This is a genomic window from Pseudomonas sp. (assembly GCF_050739995.1).
Classification (GTDB): domain Bacteria; phylum Pseudomonadota; class Gammaproteobacteria; order Pseudomonadales; family Pseudomonadaceae; genus Aquipseudomonas.
In genome coordinates, this window is record NZ_JBOICG010000226.1 from 1 (window position 1) to 4408 (window position 4408).

5 protein-coding genes are annotated in these 4408 nt (G+C 56.8%); 2 read left to right on the forward strand and 3 right to left on the reverse strand.

Annotated elements, in window-relative coordinates:
• Positions 1-256: aminotransferase class III-fold pyridoxal phosphate-dependent enzyme (locus tag ACRESD_RS07750; protein WP_431750383.1), on the reverse strand; the 256-nt coding region annotated here is incomplete at its 3' end.
• A 222-nt stretch (positions 257-478) separates the two neighbouring features.
• Between ACRESD_RS07750 and ACRESD_RS07755 the strand changes: the two genes are divergently transcribed.
• The gene (locus ACRESD_RS07755; RefSeq protein WP_431750384.1) at positions 479-1507 is read left to right on the forward strand and encodes an amino acid ABC transporter substrate-binding protein; all 1029 of its coding nucleotides are present in this window, start codon (positions 479-481) and stop codon (positions 1505-1507) included.
• 3 nt (positions 1508-1510) lie between these two features.
• Here ACRESD_RS07755 and ACRESD_RS07760 read toward each other — a convergent pair whose 3' ends face one another.
• Positions 1511-2524: a diguanylate cyclase domain-containing protein gene (locus tag ACRESD_RS07760; RefSeq protein ID WP_431750385.1), complete on the reverse strand. Its 1014-nt coding sequence runs from the start codon at positions 2522-2524 to the stop codon at positions 1511-1513.
• A gap of 900 nt (positions 2525-3424) precedes the next feature.
• A complete protein-coding gene (locus tag ACRESD_RS07765; RefSeq protein WP_431750386.1) occupies positions 3425-3805 on the reverse strand; it encodes a response regulator in 381 nt (126 codons plus the stop codon).
• 164 nt (positions 3806-3969) lie between these two features.
• Between ACRESD_RS07765 and ACRESD_RS07770 the strand changes: the two genes are divergently transcribed.
• Positions 3970-4408 (forward strand): demethoxyubiquinone hydroxylase family protein (locus ACRESD_RS07770; protein ID WP_431750387.1); only part of this gene is annotated, 439 nt, incomplete at its 3' end.

Sequence of the window (4408 nt, forward strand, 5' to 3'; positions counted from 1 at the left end):
CGGTAAGGCGTTCCATCAATTCGAAGTAGGGCGCGTGGGGTGCCGCGTTGAACGCGTAGTGGGTCAGCTTGGTCGCCTGCTCACGAATTGCCTCGACCACACCGGGGTGGCAATGGCCAAGGTTGAGCACGCCGATACCGCCGACAAAGTCGATATAGCGTTTGCCCGTGGTGTCCCACACCTCAGCGTTCTGACCGTGGCTGAGGCTGATAGGGTGAACGATGGAAATCGACTGGCTGATGGTTTCGCGGCTCATGAATCCGGGACTCGGCAGTGGCGGGCGTCTTTTTATCTAAGCTGCGCGCCCGGCTTTGTCGCAAACGAAATAAAGTCGCCGGGTCATTCCAAATGGGAAGGAGTTGTTGCCTAAAGGTCGTTTGTGACGCAGGTGCAAAGCCGTTGATACTGCCTCGCAACTTCAAAAACCGGTGCGGGCTGTGCAGCGCCGAATAATAAAGATCGACAGGGAGTGCTTCGCATGAAAAACCTCAAGACCACCGTGCTCGCCCTCACCGCCGTTGCGGCCGTGGGTTTGGCGGGTAGCGCCCACGCGGGCGCCACCTTGGATGCGATCCAGAAGAAGGGTTTTATCCAGTGCGGCGTCAGCGACGGCCTGCCGGGCTTCGGTGTACCTGACAGCCAGGGCAAAATGACCGGCATTGATGTCGATGTGTGCCATGCCGTCGCCGCAGCGGTGTTTGGCGACGCCTCGAAGGTGAAGTTCAGTCAGTTGACCGCCAAGGAGCGGTTCACCGCGCTGCAATCCGGTGAAGTTGATGTGATCTCACGCAACACCACGTGGACCAGCTCCCGTGATTCGGGCATGGGCCTGGTGTTCACCGGCGTGACTTACTACGACGGTATCGGTTTTCTGGTGAACAACAAGCTGGGCGTGACCGACGCCAAGCAATTGGATGGGGCGACTGTCTGCCTTCAGGCCGGCACCACGACGGAGCTCAACGTCTCCGATTACTTTCGTACCCATGGCATGAAGTACACGCCGATCACCTTCGATACCGCTGACGAGAGCGCCAAGGGCCTGGAATCCGGACGCTGCGATGTGCTGACCACTGATCAATCGGGCTTGTACGCCCAGCGCATCAAGATGGCTCACCCGGAGGAGTTCGTGGTGCTGCCGCAAGTGATCTCCAAGGAACCGTTGGGCCCGCTGGTGCGCAAGGGGGACGATGAGTGGTTCAGCATCGTCAAGTGGACGCTGTTTGCCATGCTCAATGCCGAGGAAATGGGCATCACCTCGCAGAACGTCGAAGAACAAGCCAGGACCACCCAAAACCCGGATGTCGCGCGGTTGCTCGGCGTCGACGGCGAATATGGCAAGGACCTGAAACTGCGCAAGGATTGGGTGGTGCAGATCGTTAAACAGGTGGGCAACTATGGCGAAGTGTTCGAGCGCAACATCGGCCAGGGCAGCGTGTTGAAGATCAAGCGTGGGCTTAATGCCCTGTGGAGTGAAGGCGGTATCCAGTACGCGCCTCCGGTGCGCTGATCGTTACTCCGAAACCTTGTCTTTTCCCGCCGCCTTGGACCGGTACAGCGCCTGATCGGCTCGTACCATCAGGGCGGTCGGGGACTCACCCGGACGACGCTCTACCACACCCAGACTCAATGTCAGTGCGAACTCGCCCACTGCAGGTACCTCGCGTATGGCTTGGCGAACCGTTTCGGCCAACGCCCTCGCAACCATCAGCGAGCTTTTGGGCAAGACCAAAATAAATTCGTCACCTCCCCAGCGCGCCAGCAAGTCGCCCTGCCGTACGCAGGCCAGCAGGCTCTCCACCACTCGTACCAGGGCTTGGTCACCGACGGCGTGACCGTGTTGATCATTGATCGGCTTGAAGTCATCGATATCCATGGCCACCAGTGCCAGCGGCAAACGAAAGCGCTCGGCGCGCTCGCATTCTTCCAGCAAGACTTTCTCCAGGCAGTAGCGGTTCGCCACTCGAGTCAAGGCGTCGTGTTCGGCCAGGAATCGGTTTTCGTCCAGTTGCAATTGCAGTTGTTGATTGACCCGCGACAGCTCGCGGGTGCGCTCGGCCACCAAGGCCTCAAGGGACTGGTTACGTCGCTCCAGCTGTTCTATCGAGGATTTGCGTACTTGGATATCGCGATGAGCACCGACCATACGCGCCACCGAACCGTCGTCATTGCGTGCAATGACGTAGCCACGGTCTTCGATCCACAAGTAAGTGCCATCGGCTTTGCGGCAGCGGTACTCGGCCCGGTAGAAGGACGCGCGACGATGGATGTAGTCATCGAACAGGGTCATGACTTGAGGGTAGTCATCGGCGTGGATTACCCTCTCCCAGGTGAACACACTGTTCTCCATGGAGTGGCGGGGGTAGCCGAGCATTTCGTACCAGCCAGGGTTGCGGTAGACGAAGCCGGTATTGGCGTTCCAATCCCAGATCCCATCGCTGACCAGCTCCATGACCGCATGCAGCATGTCAATGTTGAGATCGGAAAAGTCATTGCTCAGCGGCTTGCTGTCGGAGTTATCGTCCATATGTGCGCTTCCTGCGTAGGCTGGCTCCCAAGGCCAGTCGTGGTTGACGCCGATACTCCGTGGCTGAAGCTACTGTACATCGGGGGCTGCGGGCTTTGAATAGGGACAGTGAGGACTTTAGTTGGGTGGCTATGGGTTATTGCTTCGGTGCGTTCCTGTCGATGTTGTGGGTAGGTATAAGGCGGGTAACTAAAGTTAATGGTTGTTCGTCAGGGTTAATTCAAGGGGTGTTGGGTTTTTTGTAAAGTAATGGCACTGAATTTAAATGGTAGAGTCATTGGCTTAATCAAGCGATACACAAGGAGCAGCGCGTTAGCGCTGCTCTTTTAGCAGGTATTAAAGATGGGGTTTACTTATTACAGAATACGGCCTTGCCCCAGGCTGTCTAAGCCACCACCAGTGCGTCGACGACTTTTATCTGGATTGGCTTCATAGAACGCACTTTCGGCGAATGGTTGTGGTTCTGCGACGCTTCGTTTTTGACGGGAATTAGCGGGCTGGTCAGCCTGGGCGGCTGGAGAGGTGGCATATGGAAAAGCGTGGGTGTTGATAGAATTAATCATTGGAAGGTCTCTCTCTATGAAGATTAAGTTTTAAGTCTTACATAGCATGTTCTTCCCTGTAACAATGCGAGGGTTAAGTTAGTTTGGTTTATTGTGGTTGGCGAGCGCTTATATGTGTCGGGTTGTAATGGGGGGATGAATGAGCTAAACGCTTGTAAAGTTTTGGGCGGCTTATTAAGGAGGCGTTAAGTGGTCGTGATGGTGTGTGAATTTATATGTTTAATCCGATCGGCACCCGGCAGTTAGTCGGGAACCGCTGTTCTACACATCGAACAAGTGTTCGCGCTTCCAGTCACCATGGGCCTGGACGATTACCCTGGATAATGTCGAGGCGCTATCAATGCATGGACATGCCTTGCTGGGTCAGCGCCGTTTGCACGCATTCAAGTAAGCGCTCGGCGCTCCAGGGTTTGGGCAGGAACCGCACGGAACTACCCAGTTGTGCCGCCAGCGTGGTATTGCCGGAAGTCAGCACCACCGGTAAGGATGGCCAGCGATGCGCCACCACCTTGCTCAGGTCGTACCCATTGAGCAGACCCGGCATCTGGATATCGCTGACAATCAGGTCCACCGGGTCATCGCCTTGTTCCAGGTAAATCATGCCTTCATCCGCCGAAGGAAACGATGTCACTACGGCACCGAAATCTTCCAGCACATCCACCATCAACGCCCGAATGATTTCGTCGTCTTCCAGTACTAAAATCGATGGCTGAGCCATGATCCTTACTCCACCATCAGGGTTCAATTAGGTGGAGTGGGGTGGGATTGAATAGGTTCGATTGAATGTATCCCAAGCGATGGATGGTCATTGGCGGCGTGCTGCAGGATACTCGGCGCACTCAGGATCGGCCGTTACCCGGCCCACGCACAAGGCCGTCAACCGTGAACGCACCCGCTGTTTCGATTTTCGACAAAGATCTCGGCCACCGCATGATCAAGGTTGACCATGCCGGCGAGCATGGCGCGATCTGTATCTACAGTGGCCAGTTGTTCATGGCGCGGTTCTCTGCCCCGGGCATGGTCGCTGAGCTCAAGGAGTTCCTCTCTCACGAGCGCCGCCACCGCGCTGTGTTCCAGGCCGAGTTGCAGCGCCGGGGTTATCGCCGTTGCCGCAGCTACTGGTTGTGCGGGCTCGGTGGCCTGGTACTGGGGCTGATCACCGGGTTGTGCGGTCGCAAGGCTATCGTGGCCACCACCGTGGCGGTGGAAAGTGTGGTGCTCAAACACCTCGCCCATCAACTCCACACACTACGCGACATCGACCCCCTGGCCGTGGCCGCCATCGCCTCGATTGTCGACGAAGAACAACATCACCACGATC